At 70.3% G+C, this 19,073-nt stretch carries 13 protein-coding genes; 6 read left to right on the plus strand and 7 right to left on the minus strand.

The window, feature by feature from the left end:
- Positions 1-15 precede the first annotated feature (15 nt).
- The gene (gene otsB, locus ACFQUV_RS01130) at positions 16-831 is read left to right on the plus strand and encodes a trehalose-phosphatase (protein ID WP_129607549.1); all 816 of its coding nucleotides are present in this window, start codon (positions 16-18) and stop codon (positions 829-831) included.
- Between the two features lie 68 nt (positions 832-899).
- On the opposite strand, the gene ACFQUV_RS01135 is transcribed toward otsB, so the two are convergent.
- From ACFQUV_RS01135 to treS, 5 genes are all read right to left on the minus strand, one after another.
- Entirely contained in the window at positions 900-1,238 is a 339-nt protein-coding gene (locus ACFQUV_RS01135; RefSeq protein ID WP_111384538.1) for a DUF2934 domain-containing protein, read from the minus strand.
- An 81-nt stretch (positions 1,239-1,319) separates the two neighbouring features.
- Positions 1,320-4,115 (minus strand): malto-oligosyltrehalose synthase, encoded by a 2,796-nt coding sequence (gene treY, locus ACFQUV_RS01140; RefSeq protein ID WP_129607551.1) that lies wholly within the window; start codon positions 4,113-4,115, stop codon positions 1,320-1,322.
- Positions 4,116-4,285: 170 nt separating this feature from the next.
- Positions 4,286-6,361 (minus strand): glycogen debranching protein GlgX, encoded by a 2,076-nt coding sequence (gene glgX / locus ACFQUV_RS01145; RefSeq protein ID WP_129607553.1) that lies wholly within the window; start codon positions 6,359-6,361, stop codon positions 4,286-4,288.
- A 4-nt stretch (positions 6,362-6,365) separates the two neighbouring features.
- Positions 6,366-8,528 carry a 1,4-alpha-glucan branching protein GlgB gene (glgB, locus tag ACFQUV_RS01150; protein ID WP_129607555.1) on the minus strand — a complete coding sequence of 721 codons (2,163 nt, stop codon included), beginning with the start codon at positions 8,526-8,528 and terminating at the stop codon, positions 6,366-6,368.
- Positions 8,525-11,824 (minus strand): maltose alpha-D-glucosyltransferase, encoded by a 3,300-nt coding sequence (gene treS, locus ACFQUV_RS01155; protein WP_378393990.1) that lies wholly within the window; start codon positions 11,822-11,824, stop codon positions 8,525-8,527. Before treS ends, glgB begins: the two co-directional genes overlap by 4 nt.
- A 684-nt stretch (positions 11,825-12,508) precedes the next feature.
- Here treS and ACFQUV_RS01160 point away from each other — a divergent pair.
- The 4 genes from ACFQUV_RS01160 to ACFQUV_RS01175 all read left to right on the plus strand — a co-directional run bounded on the left by ACFQUV_RS01160 (position 12,509) and on the right by ACFQUV_RS01175 (position 17,692).
- Complete coding sequence (locus ACFQUV_RS01160; protein WP_129607535.1) at positions 12,509-14,008, plus strand: trehalose-6-phosphate synthase; 1,500 nt, start codon at positions 12,509-12,511, stop codon at positions 14,006-14,008.
- Positions 14,009-14,248: 240 nt separating this feature from the next.
- Positions 14,249-16,231 (plus strand): 4-alpha-glucanotransferase, encoded by a 1,983-nt coding sequence (malQ, locus tag ACFQUV_RS01165; RefSeq protein WP_129607538.1) that lies wholly within the window; start codon positions 14,249-14,251, stop codon positions 16,229-16,231.
- A 107-nt stretch (positions 16,232-16,338) separates the two neighbouring features.
- A complete protein-coding gene (gloB, locus tag ACFQUV_RS01170) occupies positions 16,339-17,106 on the plus strand; it encodes a hydroxyacylglutathione hydrolase (protein WP_129607540.1) in 768 nt (255 codons plus the stop codon).
- 124 nt (positions 17,107-17,230) lie between these two features.
- Complete coding sequence (locus ACFQUV_RS01175; RefSeq protein ID WP_129607542.1) at positions 17,231-17,692, plus strand: cupin domain-containing protein; 462 nt, start codon at positions 17,231-17,233, stop codon at positions 17,690-17,692.
- A 34-nt stretch (positions 17,693-17,726) separates the two neighbouring features.
- Here the strand turns inward: ACFQUV_RS01175 and ACFQUV_RS01180 are convergent, their stop codons facing one another.
- Positions 17,727-18,278, minus strand: coding sequence for an adenine phosphoribosyltransferase (locus ACFQUV_RS01180; protein WP_111384182.1), 552 nt, complete (start codon positions 18,276-18,278; stop codon positions 17,727-17,729).
- A gap of 86 nt (positions 18,279-18,364) precedes the next feature.
- Between ACFQUV_RS01180 and ACFQUV_RS01185 the strand changes: the two genes are divergently transcribed.
- Positions 18,365-18,565, plus strand: a complete 201-nt coding sequence (locus ACFQUV_RS01185) for a hypothetical protein (RefSeq protein ID WP_129607544.1) — start codon at positions 18,365-18,367, stop codon at positions 18,563-18,565.
- A 38-nt stretch (positions 18,566-18,603) separates the two neighbouring features.
- On the opposite strand, the gene ACFQUV_RS01190 is transcribed toward ACFQUV_RS01185, so the two are convergent.
- A complete protein-coding gene (locus ACFQUV_RS01190; protein WP_129607546.1) occupies positions 18,604-19,065 on the minus strand; it encodes an SAM-dependent methyltransferase in 462 nt (153 codons plus the stop codon).
- Positions 19,066-19,073: the final 8 nt, after the last annotated feature.

Below are 19,073 nucleotides of genomic sequence, written 5' to 3' on the forward strand. Positions count from 1 at the left end.
GTGAAACCCGTGCCCATGACAACCGAAACCACGACAACCGAAACCACGACAACCGAGACCACGACGCCCGTTCCGCCAGCCGCCTGGATCGATCTCGACCAGGCCGCGCTTCTGCTCGACATCGACGGCACGCTGCTCGACTTCGCGGCGACGCCGCGCGAGGTGTGGGTGCCGCCGGAGCTGCGGCGGACCCTCCAGGGCCTTCTGCACCGAACCGACGGGGCGCTGGCGCTGGTGTCGGGCCGCGCGCTCGCCGATCTCGATCTCCTGTTCGCGCCGCTGGAGCTGCCGGCGATCGGAGGCCACGGCGCCGAGCTGCGCCCGGCGCCCGGCCAGCTCTCCGACCCCAACCGCACCCTCGGGCTCGACCCCCGGCTCAAGCGCAAGCTCGCCGCAGTGGCCGAGATCGGTCCCGGCGTGCTGCTGGAGGACAAGGGCTACTCGCTCGCCATCCACTTCCGCCTGGCCCCCGACAAGGGCGACGCCGTGCAGGACGCCGTCGCCGCCGTGTGCGCCGGCTTTCCCGAGCTGCCGGTCGAGGTGATGCCCGGCAAGGCGGTGGTGGAGGTGAAGCCGCGCGCCTTCGACAAGGCGACCGCGGTGGTCGAGCTGATGCGGCTGCCGCCCTTCGCCGGACGCCGGCCGGTGTTCGTCGGCGACGACGTCACCGACGAGCGCGTCTTTCCGGTGCTGCCGTCGTTCGGCGGTGTGGGCTTCTCGGTCGGCCGCGATATCGACACCGCCGCCGGACGGTTCGACCGGCCGGCCGACGTGCGCGACTGGCTGTCCGGGCTGCTCGCCCGGCAGCCGGCGACGGGCGGGCCGGCCTGACAGGCTGCTGAAACATCCCTCGCGTCGTTCCGGATGCCGCGACCCGGCTGCCACTTCGCGGACAATGCTCAGCGCGCGGAGTCGGGGTCATCGGGTGGGCCGGCGGAGCGCGCCGCCTGCGCGGCATCGCGGCTCGGCGGATAGGTCTGCTCGCCGATATCGGTCAGCGTCGGCAGCTCGCCCGCCGCCGCGTTGGCGGCAGGGCCGGCCGGCTCGGGCCGATCGGCCGCGATCGTCGGGTCCTCGGGATCGCGATCGACCGGCTTCAGCGTCTGGTCGTGGCTCTCCTCGATCGCCACCAGCTCCTCGGCGAGCTCCCAGTGGGTCTCGGCCTGGCCGTCCGGACAGCCCTGCTGCTGCCAGATGCGATAGGCGCGCTCGCGCACCCGCTGCTCGTGATGGTCCATCGGAATCTCCTTCGGTGGTCGTCCGGTGAACCGGGCCGGCACCACCGCGGTTCCAGCCGGCGCCGCGGGTGCGGCCGGCGGTCAGCTTCCCCGCCGGGCCGCCGGGCGTGAAGCCGGCGCGGCGGTCAGCACCGCGACCGGCAGCGGGCCGAGCAGCACCGCGGCCGGTACACGCCCGGAGGGCAGCGGGGCGGCGGGCCGCAGCACGTCGGCGGTGACGCGGAACTCGCCGAGGTCGACGCTGGCGTCGAGCGCCGCCGGATCGAGCCAGCGACGGCCCCCATCGGTGAGCGGCGCGAAGTGGCGGCCGACCACAACGACGACCGAGCGGCGGCGCCCGGTGCGGGCGAAGGCCAGCAGATGCCCGGCATGTGGCCCGTCCACCGCCAGCGGCTCGTAGCCGCCGGTCGCGAACACCTCGGCGAGCGAGCGGCGCAGCGCCAAGAGGCGGCGGGTGAGCGCGAGCTTGACGCGGCCATCCGGCCAGGCGGCGGTGAGCGCGTCCCAGTCGGGCGTCTCGCCGATGGTGTCGAGCGCCTCGCGGCGCGCCGCGAAATCGACGGCCCGGCGGTTGTCGGGATCGACCAGCGACAGGTCCCAGAACTCGGTGCCCTGATAGATGTCGGGCACGCCCGGCACGGTCGCCTTGAGGGCGAGCTGCGCCAGGCTGTTCAGCGCGCCGAGCAGCGCGGTGCGGCGTGCAAAGGCGGCGAAGTCGTCGAGGAAGTCCCGTGACGTCTCGGGATCGAGCAGCCGCGCCAGGAAGCCGGTGACGGCCTGCTCGTAGGCATCGTTCGGATTGTGCCAGCTTGTCTCCTGCTTGCCTTCGCGCAGCGCCTTCACGGCGTAGGTCTGCATCCGCTCGATCAGGCCGGCGTCGGCGCCCCCCTCGGGCCAGACGCCGATCAGCGCCTGATAGAGCATGTACTCGTGCGCATCCGAGGGCGCCCGCTGCGGCTTCCTGGCGATCAGCGCCTCGTTGCGGCTCCGCCAGCCACGCACCGCCGCCTCCCAGTCGGGCGCCAGTTCGGCGATCGCCAGGATGCGCATGCGGGCGTCCTCGCCGCGCTTGGTGTCGTGGGTGGCGGTCGCTGTCATGGCATGCGGCGTGCCCAGTCGCGCCTTCATGCGATAGTCGAACTCGCCCGGCGACAGCGCCGGCAGCACCGGCTCGCCGCCCACCTCGTTGAGCGCCAGCAGCCGGTGGTAGCGATAGAAGGCGGTATCCTCCAGCGCCTTGGCCATCACCGGCCCGGTGAGCTGCTGAACCTTGCCGGAGAAATGCTTGACCCGCGCGGAGCTGTGGCCGACACGGCCAGGCGCGATCAGGTCGAGGGTCAAAACGTCCTGCAAGAAGTCGAGCACCCCGGTGTCAGGACCGAACCAGCGCGCCCGCGCCCGCGCGATCGTCGCGACGATGTGGGCACGATCCTCGGCCGACACATGGCCGCCACCGATATAGGTTCGATACACCGGGAAGTGCACGATGTAGGCGCGCAGCGCGGCGCGCAGGCGCTCGAAGGTGAAGTCGCGGCTCTTCCAGTGGCCGGCCGCGATGCGGGCGAGCAGCCGGCACAGAACGGTGAACTCGCTGGCCAGCATGGTCTCCAGCACCCGCATCTTGGCGTCGGCGACGATCCGCTCGAAGTCCTGTCGTTCGCCCAGGATGTCGCGATAGAGCGCGTCGAGCCGCGGCATCCCGGCCTCGTCGAGCAGCACGCGGGCGATGACGTTGAGCACGTCGTAGCCGGTGGTGCCGGCGACGCCGGGCAGCGCCGGCATCGGCTCGCCTTCGGCCAGGATCTTCTCGGCGACGATGTAGAAGGGCTGCGCCCGCGCCTTGGGCGGCCGGGCCGCGCGCACCACCCGCGAGAGGCGCCGCGCATACTGGGCCGGATCGAGCAGCCCGTCGATGTGGTCGAGCCGCAGGCCGTGCAGCCGCCCCTCGCCGATCAGCGCCAGCACCCGGCGATGGGCGGCGTCGAAGGTCGGCAGATGCTCGATGCGCAGGCCGGCGAGATCGTTGATGTCGAAGAAGCGGCGGTAGTTGATGTCGTCGAAGGCGACCCGCCAGTGCGCCACGCGATAGTGCTGACGCTCGAGCAGGCGGTGCAGCCGGGTCGGATCGGCGGCGCCCGGCTGGTAGGCGACGAGGCCGCGCTCGATCACCTCGGCGCCGCCCGGCACCGCGGCGATGTCGGCCTTGAAGGCCGGCGCGTGCTCGCGGGTCGGCTCGTTGGGATCAGGGAAGCGCACGGCAAGCGCCAGCAGGGCGCGCCCGGCCGCGCTGTCGGCGGCGTCCGCCTCGGCCACCACGGTCTTCAGGATGTCGCCGTAGCGGTTGGGCCGGATCGGCAGGCGGTGCTCGAAATACCAGACCGAGAAGCTGCCCTCGGTGGCGTCGTATTTCAGCACGAGGTCACCGTCGTCGAGCGCCTCGCCGTAGGACTTGCCGAGGATCGGGATCAGCAGGCCGCCGTTCGGCCGGTAGGGCAGCGTCTCCCAGGCGATGTCGAAGGAGGCGGCGTGCGGCGACTTCGGCCCCCATTCGAGCACGTCGAGCCACCAGGCGTTGTCGGCGTAGCCGACGCCCATGTGGTTCGGCACGAAATCGAGGATCAGCCCGATATCCGCCTTCGCGAGCGCCTGCGACAGACGCTCGAACGCCGCGTCGCCGCCGAACTCCGGATTGAGCGCGTCGTGGTCGACGATGTCGTAGCCGTGGGTCGAGCCGGCGCGCGCCTTGAGGAACGGCGAGGCGTAGAGATGGCTGATGCCCAGCGACTTCAGGTAGGGCACCAGCGCGGCGGCATCGTCGAAGCCGACCTTGGCCGAGAGCTGCAAGCGATAGGTGGCGGACGGAACGGCGGGGGGCATCGAAGGTGTCTCCACGAGCGGCCGCCGGCGGCGCCAGGCGGTCCGAAGCGAAACCAGAGCCGTCGTCGGGCGCGCCCTCGCAGCTCACCCCGGGTGGGCAGGCAGGCGACCGGACGAACGGCGAGTGGGCCGCGGCAGCCGGCCACCGGAGCGGCGGCGCCGCGCCGGGCTCACGACCCGACGAACACGGTGACGGAGCGGGACGGGGCGGCGAGCTTGGTGCCGGGCTTGACGGGCGGCAGCGCATGATCCGCATCGGTCGCGGCGGTCGCGAGCACGCGCGCCCATCCGGTGCAGTCCGGCCATTTGGGGAGGACGACATCGACCGGATGGGCGGCGGCGTTCAGCAGGATCAGCAAGGGGGCACCCGACGGCTCGAGCGGCGCCAGCACATAGGAGAGGAAGCGCGCCTCGGCAAAGGCCCAATCCGCACCGTCCATCTCGGTTCCACCGGGCGTCAGCCATTTGATGTCGTGGTGATCGCCCTGCCGGCCGACCAGCCAGCGCCGCCCCTGGAGCTGCGGAAAGCTGCGCCGCAGCGACGTCAGGAGAGCGATCAGAGCGGAGACATCGGACTCCTCCTCGCCGGTCCCGGACCAGTCGACCCAGCCGACCTCGTTGTCCTGGCAATACGGGTTGTTGTTGCCGCCCTGCGAGTTGCCGACCTCGTCGCCGGCCAGCATCAGGGGCACGCCTTGTGCCAGGAACAGTGTCGCCAGAAGAGCGCGGCGCACGCGGCGGCGGATCTCCAGCACCTCCTTGTCGGTGGTCGGCCCCTCGATCCCCCAGTTGGCGCTGAGATTGTCGTCGGAGCCGTCGCGGTTGCCCTCGCCGTTGGCGTCGTTGTGCTTGCGCGCGTAGCTGACGAGATCGGCGAGCGTGAAGCCGTCGTGGACGGTGACGTGATTGATGCTGGCCCGCGGCATCCGGCGGAGATGACGGAAGCGGTCGGCCGAGCCGGTCATGCGGGCCGCGAGATCGCGGATCTGGTTGGCGTCGCCGCGCCAGAACGAGCGCACGGTGCGGCGGAACTGGTCGTTCCATTCCGACCAGCCGGCCGGGAAGCCGCCGAGCTGATAGCCACCGAGGCCGATGTCCCACGGCTCGGCGATCAGCTTCACGCGCGACAGCACCGGGTCCTGGCTGACGGCGGCGAAGAAGCCCGCCGTGGGGTCGAAGCCGTGCGGCTCGCGCCCCAGCACCGTCGCGAGATCGAAGCGGAAGCCGTCGACATGGCACTGCTCGACCCAGTAGCGCAGCGAGTCCATCACCATCTGGAGCACACGCGGATGGGTGAGGTTCAGCGAGTTGCCGGTGCCGGTGAAGTCCTCGTAGTAGCGCGGCGTGTTCGGCCGCAGCCAGTAGTACGAGGCGTTGTCGATGCCCCGGAACGAGAAGGTGGGGCCGAGATGGTTGCCCTCGCCGGTGTGGTTGTAGACGACGTCGAGCAGCACCTCGATGCCGGCATCGTGGAGCTGGCCGACCATCGCCTTGAACTCCTCGACGACGGTGTCGGGCGCGCCGTAGCGCGGCTCCGGCGCGAAGAACGCGATGGTGCCGTAGCCCCAGTACTGGCGCAGGCCGCGGTCCACCAGCATGCGCTCGTCCACATAGGCGTGCACCGGCAGCAGCTCGACCGCGGTGACGCCGAGGCGGCGCAGATGCTCGATCATGCCGGGCGCCGACAGCCCCCGGAAGGTGCCGCGCAGCGGCTCCGGCACATCGCGGCGCCGCATGGTGAGGCCGCGAACATGCGCCTCGTAGATGATGGTGTCGGTCCACGGCGTGCGCGGCAGCCGATCGCGCCCCCAGGTGAAGGCGTCGTCGACCACCACGGCCTTGGGCACGCCGCGCGCATTGTCGCGCTTGTCGAAGGAGAGGTCGGCGCGGGCGCTCCGCATCCGGTAGGCGAAATGCGCGTCGCTCCAGACGAAGTGGCCGGTCAGCCGCTTGGCATAGGGGTCGAGCAGCAGCTTGTGGTGATTGAAGCGGTGGCCGCGCTCCGGCTCGTAGGGACCATAGACCCGGTAGCCATAGACCTGGCCCGGCACCACCTCGGGCAGATAGGCGTGCCAGACGTCCTCGGTGCAGGCGGGCAGGACGACGCGATCGATCTCGCGGCGACCGGGCGGATCGAACAGGCACAGCTCGATCTTCTCGGCGTTGGCCGAGAAGATCGCGAAATTGGTCCCGCGCCCGTCCCAGGTCGCGCCGAGCGGATACGGCGCGCCGGGCTCGACCCGCATCGCCTCAGCGCTCCGGAACCAGGATGATTCCGGCGAGCGGCGGCAGCACGAGGTCCAGCATCGGCCCGTGCTCGGTGTTCACCGCCTCGATGCGCCCGCCATTGCCCATGTTGCTGCCGCCGTAGAGATCGGCATCGCTGTTGAAGATCTCGCGCCAGCCGCCGCTGAACGGCACGCGCATGCGATAGCTCTCGCGCGGCGTCGGCGTGAAGTTGACGGCGACCAGGCAGACCTGCTCGGGATCGCGGCCGCGGCGCAGCCAGGCGAACACGCTCGCCGCCGCATCGTCGACGACGACCCACTCGAAGCCGCCCGGCTCGGAATCGATCTGATGCAGCGCCGGAACGGAGCGATAGAGCCGGTTGAGGTCGCGCATCAGCGACTGGATGCCGGCATGCTCCTTCTGCTCGAGCAGGTGCCAATCGAGGCTGTGGTCGTGGCTCCACTCCCGCTCCATGGCGAACTCGCCGCCCATGAACAGGAGCTTCTTGCCCGGATGGCCGAACATGAAGGTGTAGTAGGCGCGCAGGTTGGCGAAGCGCTGCCAGCGGTCGCCCGGCATGCGGCCGAAGATCGAGCCCTTTCCGTGCACCACCTCGTCGTGCGACAGCGGCAGCACGAAGTTCTCGAAGAAGGCGTACAGCATCCCGAAGGTGACGTCGCCGTGGTGATGCTGGCGATAGATCGGGTCCTTCGACATGTAACGCAGGGTGTCGTGCATCCACCCCATGTTCCACTTGTACCCGAAACCAAGGCCGCCGACATCGGCGGGCCGCGACACCAGCGGCCAGGCAGTCGATTCCTCCGCCATCGTGGTGGCGTTGGGGAAGCGGCCGAACACCTCGGTGTTGAAGCGGCGCAAGAGATCGATGGCTTCCAGATTCTCGCGGCCGCCGTACTTGTTGGGAATCCAGCCGCCCTCCGGCCGCGAGTAGTCGAGGTAGAGCATCGAGGCGACGGCGTCGACGCGCAGGCCGTCGATCTTGTAGCGCTCCAGCCAGAACAGCGCGTTGGCGACGATGAAGTTCGCCACCTCGCGACGTCCGAAATTGTAGATCAGGGTGTTCCAGTCGAGGTGGCGGCCCTGCATCGCATTGGCGTGCTCGTAGAGCGCGGTGCCGTCGAACTGGGCGAGGCCGTGGGCGTCGTCGGGGAAGTGGCCCGGCACCCAGTCGAGAATGACGCCGATGCCGCGCTGGTGGAAGGCATCGACCAGCAGGGCGAAGTCGTGCGCCGAGCCGAACCGGCTGGTCGGCGCGTAGAGGCCGGTCGGCTGATAGCCCCACGAGGCGTCGAACGGATGCTCGGCGATGGGCAGCAGCTCCACATGGGTGAAGCCCATGTCGGCCACATAGGCCGGCAGCTGCTCGGCCAGCTCGCGGTAGGTGAGCCAGCTGTTGTTCATGTACGGATTGCGCCGCCACGAGCCGAGATGGACCTCGTAGATGGAGATCGGCGCATCGAGGCGGTTGATCCCGCCGGGCCCGGGGGTGATCGGCGGCAGGGTGGCCGGGTCGACGATCACCGAGGCGGTGAGCGGACGCACCTCGGCCGAGAAGGCGTAGGGGTCGGACTTGAGCATCGGGGCCGAGCTGTGCGGCCCGACGATCTCGAACTTGTACTTTTCACCGGCCTTGGCGCCGGGGAGGAAGATCTCCCAGAAGCCGTTGCCGCGCACCCGCATCGGGTGGCGCCGGCCGTCCCAGAAATTGAAGTCGCCGACCACGCTGACCCGGCGGGCATTGGGGGCGAACACCCCGAAGGCGACGCCGGCGACGCCTTCCATGACCATCGGATGGGCGCCGAGCTTGTCGTAGATGTTGAGGTGCGTCCCCTCGCCCATGAGATGCAGGTCGAGATCGGAGAACACCGGCGGGAACCGATAGGGGTCCTCCAGCTCGACGAACTCGCCCTGCCCCCAGCGCGCCAGCAGGCGATAGTCGCGCCCGCTCGACGGCACCGGCCCGGCGAACAGGCCGGCATCGTGCAGACGACGCAGATCGGCCTCCTGGCCCTCGGAGAAGCGCACCCGCACCTGGCGGGCGCCCGGCAGGTAGACGCGCACGATCGGCACGCCGTGGTCGGTGTGGGGGCCGAGATAGCGGAACGGATCGGCGTGGTAGCCGCCGATGATGGCCTGCCCCTCCGGGGTGACGACCTCAGTCATGGCGCGGCGCCCACGACGGGGAAGAGGGTGCGCGCCAACCCGGCGAGCGGCACATGGACCCAGTCGGGTCGATTGGCGAACTCATATCCCACCTCGTAAACGGCCTTTTCGACAATGAAAAATCGCAGCAGCCGGTCGGCTGCGGCCGGATCGGCCGGCCACAGCCGGGTGCCGGCGGTCGTTTCGCGCATGCACGCCAGGAACGCATCCGTTGCTGCATCGCGCCAGGAGTCAAGTGCTTCGGTGAGGCAGGCCGGCTCCTCCACCGACTTCTCCTGGCACCGCTGGAGCGCCGACATGGCGGCGTAGTCGAGCGAACGGATCAGGCCGGCGGCGTCGCGGGCCGACGGCGCCTTGCGGGTCCGCTCGGCGACGGGGCGCTCCGGCTCGCCCTCGAAATCGACGATCTGGACGTCGTCCTTGGCGATCAGAATTTGCCCTAGATGAAAATCTCCATGGTGGCGAATTTTGTCGACCTCGACCGGCCCGGCCAGCAGCCCGCGCATGATCGCCAGCGCCTCCTCCTGACGCGCCAGCAGCACGCGGGCGGCCGGCTGCGCCACCGCGGGCAGCTGCGGCTGCCGGCGGGCCAGCTCGGCGAACATCGATTCGGCGTTGTGGACGAGCGCGGTCGTCCAGCCCTCGACGTCGGCGGCCGTCACCGGCTCCGGCGCGAAGGCCGCCACATCGGGACGACTTGCCAGCGCCAGATGGAGTTCCGCCGTGCGGCGGCCGATCTGGCGGATGCGGGCGAGGGCGGCGGGGTCCGGGGCGGCGGCGGCCCCCTCCCCGACCGGCCCCATCCGGGCGTCCTCGGCGAGGCGGTCGAGCATCGCGGCCGTGTGGCCCCAGGCGTCGCCCTGGTTCTCGACGAACTGGTGCAGCACGGCGACCGTGGTGGTCTCCCGGCCGGCCTCGATCAGCTCGATCGTCCCCATCAGGTGGGGGGTGTTGCGGAAATCGGTCGCATCGGTGAGGAAGCGGCCCATCTCGACCTCGGGGGCGAGCCCCGGCGTCAGCCTGCGGTAGACCTTGAGCACGAAGGAGGCGTCGACCAGCGCGGTCGAGTTGGTCTGCTCGACGCCGGCCGGCCGCACCACGGCGATCGGCGGCAGTGGCTGCGACGCGAAGCGGGCCGTCGGCACGAAGGCGACCGCGAGGTCGGGTCCGGCCTCGCGGCGGCCGCCGGCATGGATCTGTCCGATCAGGCTCGACACCACGTCGCGCTCGGCGACGGCGTCGATCAGGGCGCCTTCGCGGCGGGTGCGGCGCACCGGCGCCAGGACGGCGCCCGCCTGCGGATCGGTGCGCTCGATATGGCCCCACCGCACCGCCAGCGGCAGCGCATAGCGGGTGGTGCCGCGCGGGCCCACATGATCGACGACCGCGAGCGCCGGCGGCAGCTCGCCGTCGTCCAGCGGCACCAGCCGCGACACCCGGGTCTCGCCCGGCTCGCCGCCCTTGCCGGCGAACCAGCGCCGCCCGGCCAGGAATGCCGGCAGCACCTCCCGCTCGAAATGCTGCATCGAGCGTCCGTCGCGCAGCGAGCGCCAGCCCGCATGCAGCACCAGCGTGACCCATTCGCGCGGCATGGTCGGCTCCGCCGGCTGACCGCCCCCCTCCTCGGCGAGCTGGAACCAGAAGAACCCGTAGGGCGCCAGCGTGACCCCGAACGGGCCGTCGTCGATGCGCTTGAACCGCGCCCGGCCGAGCATCTCGATCGGCACCCGGCCGCGCCAGGCGGACAGGTCGATCTCGGCCCACTGGGCCGAGCGCGACAGGTTGGCGACGCACAGGATCACCTCGGGGCCGTACTGCCGCAGATAGGCGAGCACCGAGCGATTGGAGGGGCGCAGGATCGTCATCGTGCCACGGCCGAAGACCTTGCTGGTCTTGCGCACCGCGATCATGCGCTTCATCCAGTTGTAGAGCGACGAGGTGCTGCGCGCCTGCGCCTCCACGTTGACGGCCTGATAGCCGTAGACCGAATCCATGATGGGCGGCAGATAGAGCCGGGCCGGATCACAACGCGAGAAGCCGCCGTTGCGATCCGAGGTCCACTGCATCGGCGTGCGCACGCCGTTGCGATCGCCCAGATAGATGTTGTCGCCCATGCCGATCTCGTCGCCGTAGTAGACGACCGGGGTGCCGGGCAAGGACAAGAGCAGGCTGTTCATCAGCTCGATCTTGCGGCGATCGTTGTCCATCAGCGGCGCCAGGCGGCGCCGGATGCCGAGATTGATGCGGGCGCGCGGATCGGCCGCATAGGTCGACCACAGATAGTCGCGCTCGGCGTCGGTCACCATTTCCAGCGTCAGCTCGTCGTGATTGCGCAAGAACAGCGCCCACTGGCAGTTCGCCGGAATGTCCGGCGTCTGGCGCAGGATGTCGTTGATGGGGAAGCGGTCCTCCTGGGCGATCGCCATGTAGATGCGCGGCATCAGCGGGAAGTGGAACGCCATGTGGCATTCGTCGCCCTCGCCGAAATAGGCGCGCACGTCCTCCGGCCACTGGTTCGCCTCGGCGAGCAGGAAGGTGCCGGGCGCGTAGGCGTCGAGCTCGGCCCGCAGCTTCTTGATGACCGCGTGGGTCTCCGGCAGGTTCTCGTTGATGGTGCCTTCGCGCTCGCACAGATACGGGATGGCATCGAGCCGGAAACCGTCGACGCCGAAATCGAGCCAGCGGCGCATCACCTGCACCATCGCCCACAAGACGCGCGGATTGTCGAAGTTGAGATCGGGCTGGTGGGAGAAGAAGCGGTGCCAATAGTAGGCGCCCGCCTCCGGATCGAAGGTCCAGTTCGACTTCTCGGTGTCGGTGAAGATGATCCGGGTGTCGAGGTACTTCTGGTCGGTATCGCTCCACACGTACCAGTCGCGCGCATTGGTGCCGGGCCGGCTGCGCCGCGCCCGCTTGAACCACGGATGCTGGTCGGAGGTGTGGTTGATGACCAGCTCGGTGATGACCTTGAGGCCGCGCCGCTTCGCCTCCTGCATGAAGCGGCGGAAGTCCTTCATCGAGCCGAAGTCGGGATTGATCCGCCGATAATCGGCGATGTCGTAGCCGTCGTCGCGGCCGGGGCTCGGATAGAACGGCAAGAGCCACAGCGCGGTGACGCCGAGGTCCTGGAGATAGTCGAGCTTCGCGGTCAGGCCGCCGAAGTCACCGATCCCGTCGTTGTTGCTGTCGAAGAACGACTTGACGTGGATCTGATAGATCACCGCGTCCTTGTACCACATCGGGTCGCCGGCGAGGTCGGCGGATGTCGCGGTGGCGATGTCGGGGAGGATGTTCATCGGCTGCTGTCGCGGCTCATGTGCGTTCGGAAGGACGATGTCGGCGAGACGAGTCGGTCAGAATGACCTCGGTCCGGATGATGTCGGTCGGGATGATGTCGGGACGATGGTCGTGGCGACTTGGACGGCGGCGACTTGGACGGTGGCGGCCTGAACAGCGGCAACTTGGACAGCAGCGACATGGCCGGCGACGCCGTCGAGGCGCACCGTCCGTCGCGGCATCCGTCGCACCGTCCACCGCGTGATCCGGGCGACACCCGCCTGGCCCCGCCGAACCGTATCCGCTCGCATCCTGCGCCCTCGCCCACCGAACGTACCGGCCAACCGCGGGCGCACCACCGACCGCCGGCGACGCCGGACCGGATAAGAGTCCGAGTCCGAGGCCGAGCACGAGCACGGTTGTTTGATCATGCGCAGAGCTGGCCGCGTGCCGGGTACACCCCACCGAAGTCGGAAAACCCGCGACGGCCGCTCCGGTTCCATGGTGCGGCAACAGCGGGCTGTCGCGCAAGCGCCGCACGAGCCGGTATCCGGGCGGGCCGCGTCCCAATAGCGCGCGCCGACGAGCCTCGACACGTCTGCCACGATCGTGGCAGCGACGCGGCGGTCGGGAACCCGACTGCGGCCAAGTCGTTTTTGCGAGGCATGAAGATCAATGGCCGACAGCGGCCGGGAGGACAAGCCTTGGACATCGTGGTGGTCTCGAACCGGGTGGCACGGCTCGACGCCGAGGAGCCGATGACCGGCGGACTCGCGGCGGCGCTCCTGCCGGTGGTACGAGACTCCGGGGCGATCTGGGTCGGATCGAGCGGCCGCACCCGGGACACCAGCGTCAAGGAGCCGCTGCTGGAAGTTGCCGCGCTCGGCAAGGGTGCGCTCGCCACCGTCGACCTGCCCGCCGCCCACTATCGCGGCTATTACGAAGGCTTCTCCAACTCGGCCCTGTGGCCGGCGCTGCATTCGCGCGCCGATCTGGTGCGCGTCGAGCCGGAGGACTACGCCGCCTATCGCGAGGTCAACGCCTACATGGCGCGCGCCCTGATGCGGTTCTGCCGCAACGAGGCCACCATGATCTGGGTGCAGGACTATCACTTCTTGCCGCTCGGCGCCGAGCTGCGCCGGCTCGGCGTCACCCAGCCGATCGGCTTCTTCCTGCACACGCCCTTGCCCGGGCGCGACATGCTGGCCGCGGTGCCGCACCATCGCGAGCTGATCGAGGCGATGCTGGCCTACGACCTGATCGGCTTTCAGACGGTCGATGGGCAGCGTAATTTCGCCGACTATCTGCGCCGCGAGCTGGGCCTGACGGTGCGTGGCGCCATCGTGCGCTCCCGCCACGGCGAGACGCGGCTCGGCACCTTCCCGATCGGCATCGACACCGCCCTGTTCGCCGAGCGCGCCACCAAGGCGGCGGCGCGGCCGGAGGTGTCGCGACTGCGCTCCAGCCTGCAAGGCGCCAAGCTCGTGGTCGGCGTCGACCGCATCGACTATTCCAAGGGCCTCGCCAATCGTCTGCGCGGCTTCGCGGCGCTGCTGGAGGCGCAGCCGTCGTTTCGCCGCGCCGTCACGCTGCTTCAGGTGGCGGTGCCGTCGCGCAGCGACATCCCGACCTACCGGGCGCTCGAGCACGAGGTCGCGACGCTGGTCGGCAATATCAACGGCCGCTTCGGCGAGCCCGATTGGACGCCGGTTCGCTATCTCAACAAGGGCTTCTCGCAGACCACCCTGGCCGGGTTCTACCGCACCGCCGGTGTCGGCCTGGTGACGCCCCTCAACGACGGCATGAACCTGGTCGCCAAGGAGTATGTGGCGGCCCAGAACCCGTTCGATCCGGGCGTGCTCATCCTGTCGGAATTCGCCGGTGCGGCGCGCGAGCTGGAGGCCGCCCTGCTGGTCAACCCGCACGACACCGCAGCGATCGCGCGGGCGCTGGCGCAGGCGCTCGGCATGTCGCAGCAGGAGCGCTGCGAGCGCTGGGAGACCAACATGAAGGTCTTGCGCGCCTCGCCGGTCCAGCTATGGTTCTCCGACTTCGTCCGCACGCTCGACGATCAGGCCAGCATGGCGCTTCCTGTCGTCGCCGAGGTGCCGGCTTTGCCGGGAGCACAGGGGGTGCCGACCTTGTCGACGGTGCCGACGGTGCGCGGCTCGGAGGCGCCGGTGATGCGGTTCGAGCGCCATTGATCGTTTAATCGCGTGCATCGTTTAAAGCACGCATCGCTTGAATAGCGCGAACGGCACGCTCGAAACCGAACCGGGTGACGACGCACGAGAACAGAAGCGAGTGTGGATGCACTCGTATAGAAACCGACTCGCGCGCGGATGTTGTCGCGTGCGGATCAATCGCGGGGCGACGGTGTGCCATCATTGCGACTCGTCACCGCGTCTTGAAGCGGCACGCCGGATACGGGGCTGATCGAACGGATGATTGACGGCGAGCTGAGCCGACGGGCCGAGACCTTCGGGATCGAGACGAGCTACTACGACGCGCGCGGCACCTTGCGGCACGCGAGCGACGAGGCCGTGCGCGCCATCTTCGACGTGCTGGCCCGCAGCGGCCCGCCGCCCGGCGCCGAGCCGGCCGTCCACGTCATGCGCAAGGGACACATCGCGCCTCTGCCCGGCCTGTGTGCGAACGGTGCCGCCTGGCGGCTGATGCGCGGCTCCCGCCCGGTCGCCACCGGCATGTGCGAGGACGGGGGCGTCACCCTGCCCGAGCGCACGCGGCTCGGCTCTTATCGGCTGGAGTTCGACGGCGCCGGCGCGCCGGCGCGCCCGCAGGCGGTGCTGGTCGCCCCCGCACAGGCGTGGCAGCCCAAGGTGTTCGACCGCGGCGGCCGGGTGTGGGCCTTCGCGGTGCAGCTCTACGGCGTGCGCTCGCGGCGCAACTGGGGCATCGGCGACTTCACCGACCTGCGCGATCTGGTGCGCATCGCCGGATCGCTCGGCGCCGCCGGCGTGGCGCTCAACCCGCTGCACGCCATCACGCTCGACGATCCCGGCGCCATCAGCCCGTACTCGCCGACCAGCCGGCTGTTCCTCAATCCGCTCTACATCGATGTCGAGGCGGTGCCGGAGTTTCCGGGCGTCGCCGCGGCCGGCCTGGCCGAGACGGTGGAGCGGCTGCGGGCCACCGCGCAGGTGGATTACGCCGGCGTCATTCCGGCCAAGCTCGCCGCGCTGCGCCTGGCCTACGACGCCTTCCGGTCCGGCGGCGGCAGCGCCGAGCGGCACGCCGACTTCGCCGCCTTCAAGGCCGAGCGCGGCGACTGGCTCGCCGGCTTCTGTGCCTTCTCGGTGCTGCGGGCGCGCCACGGCGGACCCTGGTGGGCGTGGCCGGAGGAGTGGCGCACGCCGTCGCGCGACAAGCTCGCCGAGCTGGCGCGGACCGACCCGGCCGAGACGGACTTTCACGCCTTCGTGCAGTGGACCGCCGACCGCCAGCTCGCCGCCTGCGCGGCCGCGGCGGCCGACGCCGGCATGCCGGTCGGCCTCTATCTCGACGTCGCGGTCGGGGTCGCCGCCGACTCGGCCGACGTGTGGGCCAACCAGGGCGCCTATGTGCGCGAGCTGTCGGCCGGAGCGCCGCCCGACCTGCTCAACACCGCTGGGCAGGATTGGGGCCTCGCCTCGTTCAATCCGCGCGTGCTACTCGACACCGATTTCGCGCTCCTACGCGAGACGCTGCGCGCCGTCATGCGGCACGCCGGCGCCATCCGCATCGATCACGTCCTCGGCTTCAATCGGCTCTACCTGGTGCCGCACGGCTTCCGGCCCGATCAGGGGACCTATGTGCGCTTCCCGCTGGAGGCGATGCTCGCCGTGGTGGCGCAGGAGAGCCAGGCGCAGCACTGCCTGGTCATCGGCGAGGATCTCGGCACCGTGCCGGACGGCTTCCGCGAGACACTCGCCGCCTGGAACGTGTGGTCCTACCGCGTGATGCTGTTCGAGCGGCTGTCCGACTACTCGTTCGCGGCACCGTCCGCCTATCCGACCCAGGCGCTGGTGTCGTTCTCGACCCACGACCTGCCGACCTTCTCGGGCTGGCTCTCCGGCCACGACCTCGACGTCAAGCACGGGCTCGGGATCGATCCGGGCGAGTCGCTCGACGCCCGCAACTGGGCCCGCCACGTCGCCGGCGAGGCACTGCGGCGCGACGTCGGCGCCGATCACCTGTCGTTTCCGGGCGTCGCCCGCTTCCTCGCCCGCACGCCGAGCCGGCTGCTGGTGGTGGCCGCCGAGGACGCCTTCGGGGTGATCGACCAGCCCAACGTGCCGGGCACCATCAACGAGCACCCCAACTGGCGCCAGAAGCTGCCGCTGCTGCTGGAGGACGTCGCCACCGAGCCGCGCCTCGCCGAGATCGCCCGCATCATGCGCGAGGAGGGTCGTGCGATCGGAGGCTGACGGACCGAGCGGGCCACCGCCCAGCCGACCGAGGTTGCACGGCGATCCGCTTCGTCCTAGGTCCACATTGTCCTGGCCCACGGCAGCAATGGAGACGACGGACCCCCATGGCGGCGCAGACCCATCTGTTCAAGTGCCTGACCGACAACTACGGCGTGCTCGTCCACGATCCGGTGACCGGCGCCACCGCCGCCATCGATGCCCCGGAGGCGTGGGCCGTCGACGCCGCCCTCCAGGCGACCGGCTGGCAGCTCACCGACATTCTCGTCACCCACCACCATGGCGACCACGTCGGCGGCATCGTCGAGCTGAAGGAGCGCCACGGCTGCCGCGTCACCGCCCCGGCGCATGAGCGCCAGCCGATCCCGGCCGTCGATGCCACCGTCGCGGGCGGCGACACCGTCACGGTCGGACGGCTGGTCGCCCAGGTGATCGACACGCCCGGCCACACCGCCGGCCACATCACCTATGTGTTCCCCGCCGACAAGCTCGCCTTCGTGGGCGACACGCTGTTCTCGATCGGCTGCGGCCGGGTGATCGAGTGCGCGCCGGAGATCATGTGGGACTCGCTGCTCAGGCTGCGCGACCTGCCGGACGACACCCTGATCTTCTGCGGCCACGAGTACACCCAGGCCAATATCCGCTTCGCGCTCACCATCGAGCCCGACAATCCGAGCCTCAAGGCGCGCGCCGCCGAGGCGGATCGCCAGGTCGCCGCCGGCCAGCCGACCATCCCGACCACGCTCGGCGAGGAGAAGCGGGCGAACCCCTTCCTGCGCGCCGACGTCCCGGCCGTCGCGGCCGCCGTCAAGATGACCGGCAAGCCGGCCGTCCAGGTGTTCGCCGAGGTGCGCGAGCGCAAGAATCGGTTCTGACGATGATATGTCTCATGCACGGGTCATTCCGGGGCGCTGCGGAGCAGCGAACCCGGAATCCAGCGAAGGGCTCCGAGCCGGTGGCTGGATTCCGGGTCCGCGCGCCAACGGCGCGCGTCCCGGAATGACAGCCCTGACGGCCGCCGAGGTGATCGCGCTGCTCGGCCTCGCCCCGCATCCCGAGGGCGGCCATTTCCGCGAGACGTTTCGGGATCCGGCTGACGCAGCCGGGCGCCGCGATCCGGCCGAGCCGACCGGACGCGCCGCCTCGACGGCGATCTACTTCCTCCTGGCGCGGGGCGAGCGATCGCATTGGCACCGGGTCGATGCCGCCGAGGTATGGCACTGGCATGCCGGGGCGCCGCTGCGGCTGGAGATCGCGGCGGACCGCGAGGCGGTCCGCACCGTCCGTCTCGGGGCCGATCTCGCGGCCGGCGAGCGGCCGCAGGCGGTGGTACCGGCCGGTGCCTGGCAGGCTGCCGAGACGCTCGGCGACTGGACGCTGGTCGGCTGCACGGTGGCGCCGGGTTTCCGGTTCGAGGGCTTCGAGCTGGCACCGCCCGGCTTCTCGCCGCCGGGTGCCTGACTTGGCCCGGGGGACCCGGCAGCCGGATCTCGGGTCAGTGGCCCTCGAAGGTCAGCAGCGTGCGCACCTGGACGCCCAGCGCCCGCAGCTTGTCGGCGCCACCGAGATCCGGCAGGTCGATGACGAAGCAGGCCGCCACCACCTCGGCACCGAGCTTCTGGAGCAGCTTCACGGCACCCTCGGCGGTGCCGCCGGTGGCGATCAGGTCGTCGACCAGGATCACCCGCTCGTTGGCCACCACGGCGTCCTCGTGCATCTCCATCTCGTCCAGGCCGTACTCCAGCGAGTAGGCGATGCTGACCCGCTTGTGCGGCAGCTTGCCCTTCTTGCGGATCGGCACGAAGCCGGCCGACACCTGGTGCGCCACCGCGCCGCCCAGGATGAAGCCACGCGCCTCGATGCCGGCCACCTTGTCGATCTTCATGCCGGCCCACGGCTGCACCATCTCGTCGACGGTGCGGCGGAAGGCGCGGGCGTCACCCAGCAGCGTGGTGATGTCGCGGAACAGGACGCCGGGCTTCGGGTAATCCGGAATGGTGCGGATCGCCGCCTTGAGATCGTTTTCGAGAATCGGATTGATGTTCATCGGTCGGCCTGAAAGGAGGGGGTGAGGAACAGGTTGCAGGGCGGCTCGCGGCGGCGAAGCATGGCGAATCGCAACGGAGACCCCCCATGGACGAAAACACGCAGAAGCTGGTCGTCGTCGACCTTCGCATCCCCTTTTTCCGGCTGGTGTTCTTTCTCGTCAAGCTCAGCCTCGCGGCGATCCCGGCCGCCTTCATCCTGGCCGCCATCGCGTTCGTGCTCTCGGCGCTGCTGAACGTCCTGTTCGGGGGCCACATGGACATGTTCATGCGCCGCTGGAGCATGTGAGGGGCGAGCCGGGCGTGCCGGCGCGCGACGGGGGGCCCTCACCAATAGTCCCGCATCAGCTCGCGGGTCCACGCCGGCTCGCGGACCACCCCGCGCGGCGCGAACCCGGTGATCCACGGCTTGACGTCGAGCACCGGGGTTCCGTCGACGGCGTCGAGCCCCCGCACCCGCAGGGTGAGCCCGTCGACCGCCACCAGCGCCACCGGGGTGACGCCGATGCGGTTCGGCCGCAGCCGTGCCGGCTGGGCCAGAATCCCGAGCCGCGGCCAGTCGGCCCGCTCGCGCGGGTGGCGGGCGCCGCGCTCGACCGCGGCCTCCTCCACCTTGTGCATGTGGAACACCACGACGACGTGGCTGTAGGACTGGAGGCCCAGGGTCGCCTCCGGGCTCAGCCGCGCCGGATCGAGCACGATGTCGGCCTCGACAGCGCCCCAGCCGTCGTCCACCGCCTCGGCCCGGCCGCCGCGGACCACCCCGATGGATTCGAGCACGATCGCCATGGACGCCT

This window comes from Rhodoplanes sp. P11 (assembly GCF_964266735.1).
Taxonomy (GTDB): Bacteria; Pseudomonadota; Alphaproteobacteria; order Rhizobiales; family Xanthobacteraceae; genus Rhodoplanes; species Rhodoplanes serenus.

What these genes read in the sequence shown, in the direction of transcription:
- otsB (WP_129607549.1), top strand. Translation starts at nt 16, where the DNA reads ATGACAACCGAAACCACGACAACCGAAACCACGACAACCGAGACCACG.
- ACFQUV_RS01135 (WP_111384538.1), bottom strand. Translation starts at nt 1,238, where the DNA reads ATGGACCATCACGAGCAGCGGGTGCGCGAGCGCGCCTATCGCATCTGG.
- treY (WP_129607551.1), bottom strand. Translation starts at nt 4,115, where the DNA reads ATGCCCCCCGCCGTTCCGTCCGCCACCTATCGCTTGCAGCTCTCGGCC.
- glgX (WP_129607553.1), bottom strand. Translation starts at nt 6,361, where the DNA reads ATGCGGGTCGAGCCCGGCGCGCCGTATCCGCTCGGCGCGACCTGGGAC.
- glgB (WP_129607555.1), bottom strand. Translation starts at nt 8,528, where the DNA reads ATGACTGAGGTCGTCACCCCGGAGGGGCAGGCCATCATCGGCGGCTAC.
- treS (WP_378393990.1), bottom strand. Translation starts at nt 11,824, where the DNA reads ATGAACATCCTCCCCGACATCGCCACCGCGACATCCGCCGACCTCGCC.
- malQ (WP_129607538.1), top strand. Translation starts at nt 14,249, where the DNA reads ATGATTGACGGCGAGCTGAGCCGACGGGCCGAGACCTTCGGGATCGAG.
- gloB (WP_129607540.1), top strand. Translation starts at nt 16,339, where the DNA reads ATGGCGGCGCAGACCCATCTGTTCAAGTGCCTGACCGACAACTACGGC.
- ACFQUV_RS01175 (WP_129607542.1), top strand. Translation starts at nt 17,231, where the DNA reads ATGACAGCCCTGACGGCCGCCGAGGTGATCGCGCTGCTCGGCCTCGCC.
- ACFQUV_RS01180 (WP_111384182.1), bottom strand. Translation starts at nt 18,278, where the DNA reads ATGAACATCAATCCGATTCTCGAAAACGATCTCAAGGCGGCGATCCGC.
- ACFQUV_RS01185 (WP_129607544.1), top strand. Translation starts at nt 18,365, where the DNA reads ATGGACGAAAACACGCAGAAGCTGGTCGTCGTCGACCTTCGCATCCCC.
- ACFQUV_RS01190 (WP_129607546.1), bottom strand. Translation starts at nt 19,065, where the DNA reads ATGGCGATCGTGCTCGAATCCATCGGGGTGGTCCGCGGCGGCCGGGCC.